Source organism: Bradyrhizobium sp., from assembly GCF_016462955.1.
Taxonomy (GTDB): domain Bacteria; phylum Pseudomonadota; class Alphaproteobacteria; order Rhizobiales; family Xanthobacteraceae; genus Bradyrhizobium.
This window is the reverse complement of sequence record NZ_JAEMSD010000044.1, coordinates 1-6,380: the sequence shown is the minus strand read 5'-3', so window position 1 is coordinate 6,380 and position 6,380 is coordinate 1. Positions and strand designations below refer to the sequence as shown.

Genomic DNA, 6,380 nt, shown 5'->3' with positions numbered 1-6,380 from the left:
TCCTTGGCGGAGGCCGCCTTCAAAATGGCAAGCGCGAGAGGATGGCTGGAGCCGCGCTCGAGCGACGCGGCAATGGACAAGACCTCGACCTCTTCGTGACTAAATCCGACGACGTCCGTGACCTTTGGCTTGCCCGCGGTGAGCGTTCCCGTCTTGTCGAAGCAGGCGACGGTGACGTCGCGCAAGCGCTCGAGGACGGCTCCGCCCTTCAGGAGCAGACCGCGGCGCGCTCCGGATGCGAGGCTCGCGGCGATCGCCGCCGGCGTCGAGATCACCAGCGCACACGGACAACCGATCAGGAGGATGGCCAATCCCTTGTAGATCCATTCGCGCCAGGTTGCGCCTGCCCAAACGAGTGGCGGCAGGACCGCTACGATCGTGGCGACCACCACCACGCCAGGCGTGTAGTAGCGCGAGAAACGGTCGATAAAGCGCTCCGTGGGCGCCTTCGATTCTTGGGCCTCCTCGACCAACTTGACGACACGGGCGATGGTGTTGTCCTGGGCGGCGGCGGTGACCTTGATCCGGAGTAGAGCCTCTCCGTTCACGGTGCCGGCAAATACTGCCTCCCCCGTCTTCTTGCGGACCGGCGTGCTCTCGCCGGTGACGGGTGCCTCGTCGACGGCGCTGTCTCCGGAGACGATGACGCCGTCGGCAGGAATGCGATCGCCGGGGCGAACTTGGATCAGAGCGTCGACGGACAGCGTCTCGGCTTCCACCTCGCTGACTTGGCCATCGGATTGTTCGAGACGGGCGATCTTCGGGACGAGCTTGGTCAAATCCCGGATGCTCGCCCTCGCGCGCCCCGCAGCGAAACCTTCAAGAAGTTCACCGATCAGAAACAGGAAAACGACAGTCGCTGCTTCTTCCGTCGCGCCGATGAAGACCGCGCCAACGGCCGCGATGGTCATCAGCATCTCGATCGAGAACGGCGTTCCGGCGAAGGCCGCCGAAAATGCTCGCTTGGCGATGGGGACCAGCCCGACCAGCATCGCAAGCAGGAAGGCCCAACTCTCGATGCTGGGGATGCCCTTTCCCAAGGCGAAGGCGACCACCAGCGCCGTTCCGCTTGCGATCGTCGCGTCAACTTTGCTCGACCGCCACCATGGTTCCCGGCCGTCGGCGGCTTGTTGAAGACCGTGGCCATGACCATCATGGTCATCGCCATGATCATAATGGTGCGCCGGCTCCCCTTTCCCCTTGGGGCGATCGTCCTCGACGACGTATCCCAAGGCCGCGATCTGGCGGCTGACCGCCTCCCGCTGGATAGCCCCCTCATGTTCGACCGAAACGCTTCCGCCAGTCACCGAGACTTCGACGCCCCGCACCCCGGGCATCCGCGAAACGGCATTCTCGATCTTCGTGGCGCAGGCCGCGCAGTCCATCCCGCCGACCCGAAGTCTCATCTTCTGAGCAGCCTCGGTCATGCGTGGCTTCCCTGCGCAGCGTCATCCAAGGTGTTTTCCGGTCGAGGTGCCGGCGCGGAGTCCTTCCGGAACAGCACGTAAAGGGCCGGCAGCACCAGCAGCGTCAGGATAGTCGAGGAGATGATGCCGCCGATGACGACGGTGGCCAGCGGCCGCTGCACCTCCGCGCCGGCGCCCGTCGCGATCGCCATGGGAACGAAGCCCAGCGAGGCGACCAGCGCCGTCATCAGCACGGGGCGCAAGCGGGTCACCGCGCCTTCATGAACGGCCTCGAGTACGGACCTTCCTTCGTGTCTCAACTTTTCGATGAAAGCGATGATGACCAAGCCATTGAGCACCGCGACGCCGGAGAGTGCGATGAAGCCTACGCCCGCACTGATCGACAGCGGGATACCTCGCAGCAGCAGCGCCAGCACGCCGCCGGTCAGCGCCAGCGGGACGCCGCTGAACACCAGAAGCGCATCGGCAATCGATCCGAAGCTCATGAAGAGCAGCAGCAGTACCAGCAGCAGCGCCACCGGAACTACGATGGTCAGCCGCTTGGTCGCCGAGACCAGTTGCTCGAACTGCCCTCCCCAGCCGATCCAGTAGCCCGCCGGGAGCTTGACCTTCTGCGCGACCGCGCCCTGCGCTTCGGACACGAAAGAACCGAGATCCCTCTCGCGTACGTTGGCCGTCACCACGATGCGCCGCTTGCCGTTCTCGCGGCTGATCTGGTTCGGACCTGGCGCGGAATCGACCGTCGCTACCGACGATAGCGGCACGTAACGGGGCTGTACTCCGAGCGCTGCCGACAAAGCGGTCTTGGTGATCGGAGCCGATCCAGGCTCCTCGGCAGGCAACGGAATCGGGATCGCACGGATCGCTTCGATGTTGCCGCGCAACCGCTCCGGAAGGCGTACGACGATGTCGAAGCGACGATCTCCCTCGAACAGCTTGCCGACGCTCTTTCCGCCGACGGCGATCTCCACGATGTTCTGGACATCGCCGACACTGAGGCCGTAGCGGGACAGGGCCCGCCGGTCGAGCTTGACGGTGAGGATCGGCAGGCCCGCGACCTGCTCGGTCTTCACGTCGGTAGCCCCTCGGATGCCCTGAATTACGGACTGCACCTGACTGGCCGCTCCTTGCAGCACGTCGAGGTCGTCGCCGAAGATCTTGATGCCGACGTCGCTGCGGACGCCTGAAATCAGCTCGTTCACGCGCAACTGGATCGGCTGCGATACCTCATAGTTGCTGCCGGGAATGTCGTTGGCGGCCTTCTCGATCTCTTCGACCAATTCCGCCTTCGGCTTCTCCGGGTCCGGCCACTCGCTGCGCGGCTTGAGCATGACGTACCCGTCCGACATCGACGGCGCCATCGGATCGGTAGCGACCTCAGCCGTGCCTGTCCGGGTGAAGAACTCCTTCACCTCGGGGAGTTGCTGGATCCTCTTTTCCAGCGCCATCTGCAGATCTAGCGACTGCGTCAGGCTCGTTCCGGGAATCCGGATCGCGGCCAAAGCGACGTCGCCCTCATCGAGGCTCGGGATGAACTCGCCACCCATGCGGCTCGCGGCGAACAAGCTCGCGCCGACGATCACAACCGCCAAGACCGCCACGACGCCCCGGAAGGCGATCGCACGGTCTAGAAGCGGCAGATAGACGCGCTTGGCGCCGCGCATGAAGAAGTTCTCCTTCTCAGACACCTTGCCGGTGACCACGATCGCGACGGCTGCGGGCACGAAGGTGACGGAGAACAGCGCCGCTGCGGCAAGCGCCATCAGCACGGTCAGCGCCATCGGCGTGAACATCTTGCCTTCGACCCCTGTCAGGGTCAGCACCGGCAGGTAGACGACCGCGATGATCAGCGTTCCGAATAGGCTCGGTTTGATGACCTCTGCCGAGCCGTTGCGGATCGTCTCCAGCCGCTCTTCCAGGCTCAGCAGCCGGCCCTTCTCATGCTGCGCCTCCGCGAGCAATCGGAGACAGTTCTCGACGATGATGACTGCACCGTCGACGATGATGCCGAAGTCGATGGCCCCGAGGCTCATCAGGTTGGCGCTGACCTTCGTTTCGACCATGCCGGTGACCGTCATCGCCATCGACAACGGGATGACGCAGGCCGTGACCAGGGCTGCCCGGAAGTTGCCGAGGATGAGGAACAGCACGACGATGACGAGGATCGCGCCCTCGACAAGATTCTTCTCGACCGTCTTGACCGTCGCGTCGACGAGGTGGGTCCGGTCATAGACCGCGCGGGCGACGACGCCGTCCGGAAGCGATTTGGCGATGTCGTTCAGCTTGGCTTGAACCCGCTGGGCCACCGCACGGCTGTTCTCGCCGATCAGCAGCATGGCGGTACCGAGAACCGTCTCCTTTCCGTTGAGGGTCGCTGCGCCCGTGCGGAGGTCCTTGCCTTCGGCGACCTGGGCCACGTCCCTCACCCGGACCGGGACGCCGCCTCGCGAGCCAATGACGATATCCTCGATCTCGGCGATGTTGGCGACCTGGCCCGGGGTCCGGACCAGATACTGTTCGCCGTTCCTCTCGATGTAGCCGGCGCCGACGTTGGCGTTGTTGGCGGCGAGCGCCGTCATCACGTCGCGGAAACCGAGCTTGTAGGCCATGAGCTTGCCCGGATCGGGCAGCACGTGGAATTGGCGCTCGAACCCACCGATCGTGTTGACTTCGATGACGCCCGGCACGTTGCGGAGCTGCGGTTTGATGATCCAGTCCTGGATCGTCCGCAGATCGCTCGGCGTGAACTCCTTGCCGCCCGGCGCCTTCGCACCCGGCTTGGCTTCGACCGAGTAGTGGAAGATTTCCCCGAGGCCCGTCGCGACGGGGCCCATGGCAACTTCGACGCCGGCGGGGAGCTGATCCTTGACCTGCTGGATCCGCTCGTTGACGAGCTGGCGGGCGAAGTAGATGTCGGTGCCGTCCTGGAAGACCGCCGTCACCTGGCTGAGGCCATATCGCGACAAGGAGCGGGTGTATTCGAGCTTGGGCAGCCCGCCCATTGCCGTTTCCACCGGAAACGTGATGCGCTGTTCGGTCTCCAGCGGCGAATAGCCTGGTGCCTGTGTGTTGATCTGCACCTGCACGTTGGTGATGTCCGGCACCGCGTCGATCGGCAGACGGGTGAAATTCCAGCCGCCGAAGGCCAACAGTCCCAACACGAACAGGATCACCAGCCAACGCTGGCGGATGGAGAATTCGATGAGGCGCTCAATCATGCTCGGCCTCTCCTTTGCCCATCTCCGCCTTCACGACGAATGAGTTTTGGGCCACGTACTTCTCGCCCGCCTTTACTCCCGCCCGAACCTCCACGAACTTCTGATCGGCGTCCCCGAGTTCCACAGGCCGCGCTTCGAGCTTGTCGTCGCCTTCGCGAACGAATACGACGGTCTTGTTTTCGAAGGTCTGGATCGCGCCGGCATTGACGGCGACCGGCACCTTCCGCTCGGCCAGCACCAGACGAGCGGTCACGAACAGTCCCGGCCGCAGCCTCCCCTCCGGGTTCGGCAGGATCACTCGGGCAATCGCCGTCTGGGTCTCGCTTGCGCCGACAGGCGCCAAGTAGGAGATCTTGCCCTTGATGTCGCCGACGCCGTCATCCGGATCGATCAGGACCTCGTCCCCGATCCGGACGCGCCTAAGATCCTGGCGGTAGATCGACAGGTCGACCCAGATCGTCGACAGGTCCGCCACGACAAATGATGGCTTCTGCTCGGAGACGTATTCGCCGAGCGATATCTGACGGTCGATCACCGTGCCGGCGATCGGCGCCTTGAGATCATAGACCGTCAAGCTCTGGTTGCTCTCGATGGATGCCAGCAGATCGTCCTTGCCGATCACGTCGCCGATCCGGCGCTTGATCGCACGCGCGATGCCGGGAAAGCGCGGCGTGACCTGGACCACCGTCTCCTGATTGGCGCGCAGGACGCCATTGAACGACAAGGTTTCGGTCAGGGTCGCCGGGCCCGCTTCGGCGAAGGTGGCGCCTGCTGCCGCCAACTTGACATCGCTGATCACGATGCGGTCGGCGCCATGTTCGTCCTTCTCGGCGTGCTCGTTGCCGGCCTTCTCCTCCTTGGCATCCTGCTTGGCGACCTGCTGCGTCGCAGCGGGTGCGTCCTTGGGTGTCAGCATGCGATAGCCGAAGGCGCCGGCGGCAGCCGCGACCAAGGCGAGGACGATTGCACTCGAAGTCTTCATCGTGCGCTCTCCCGCGCCAGAGCGAAGGGATTGCCGACGAGTCCTTCGATCGTGGCAACGGCGACGTGGTAGTTCTGCAGCGCCTCCTGCTCCCGCAGACGAGCCTGGGTGACGTTGGCCAGCGCGTCCAACACTTCGAGCAGCGAGAAGCGCCCGGCGCCGTAGCCCTGTTCGATCTCGTTGGAGGCGGCCTGGGCCTTCGGGATGCCGGAGTCGCGAAGTATCGCGAGTTCCCGCAGCGAGCCCTGTACGTTGTCGTAGGCCCGTCCAGCGACGACGATCAGCGTGTTGCGGTTCGCCTCGCGTTCCGCCCGCGTCTTGGCGAGGTTCTGCTGTGCCGAGAGGATGTTGCCCTGGTTCTGATCGAAGATTGGGATCGGAACCGTGAGGCTGAGCCGCACCGCGTCGTCGTTGGTCTCGTTGTAATGTCGCCATCCGGCTGAAAGGCGAACGTCAGGATAAGGCCTGAGCCGCGCCAGCAGCAGTTCGGCGTTGCGTTGCGCATAAACCGCATTCCAGCGCACCAGTTGCGGGTTGGCGTCGATGGCGGCGATCACCGTCTGAAACGGCGGCGCGCGGGTGGTGGCGTCGAGGCGTCCGGAGACGTTGCCGAACTTCGGGGAAGTGTCGCCCATGAGCACCGCCAGTTCGCGGCGCGCGCTGGCCAGGTTCGCCTTGGTGCGCTCGCGATCGGCCTTCACCAGCGCCGCTGCGACTTCGGCGCGACCGGTCTCGGCAGGCGACGAAGCACCG

4 protein-coding genes are annotated in these 6,380 nt (G+C 64.6%); all 4 read right to left on the bottom strand.

Annotated elements, in window-relative coordinates:
• Positions 1–1,427: heavy metal translocating P-type ATPase (locus tag JHD07_RS07525; protein WP_291620582.1), on the bottom strand; the 1,427-nt coding region annotated here is incomplete at its 3' end.
• The gene (locus tag JHD07_RS07520; protein WP_049820121.1) at positions 1,424–4,645 is read right to left on the bottom strand and encodes a CusA/CzcA family heavy metal efflux RND transporter; all 3,222 of its coding nucleotides are present in this window, start codon (positions 4,643–4,645) and stop codon (positions 1,424–1,426) included. The genes JHD07_RS07525 and JHD07_RS07520, both read right to left, overlap by 4 nt.
• Positions 4,638–5,627, bottom strand: a complete 990-nt coding sequence (gene ihpB / locus JHD07_RS07515; RefSeq protein WP_028136447.1) for a divalent metal ion exporter adaptor subunit IhpB — start codon at positions 5,625–5,627, stop codon at positions 4,638–4,640. Before ihpB ends, JHD07_RS07520 begins: the two co-directional genes overlap by 8 nt.
• On the bottom strand, positions 5,624–6,380 hold a 757-nt coding region (locus tag JHD07_RS07510; protein ID WP_291620578.1), incomplete at its 5' end, for a TolC family protein. The genes ihpB and JHD07_RS07510, both read right to left, overlap by 4 nt.

What these genes read in the sequence shown, in the direction of transcription:
- ihpB (WP_028136447.1), bottom strand. Translation starts at nt 5,627, where the DNA reads ATGAAGACTTCGAGTGCAATCGTCCTCGCCTTGGTCGCGGCTGCCGCC.
- JHD07_RS07520 (WP_049820121.1), bottom strand. Translation starts at nt 4,645, where the DNA reads ATGATTGAGCGCCTCATCGAATTCTCCATCCGCCAGCGTTGGCTGGTG.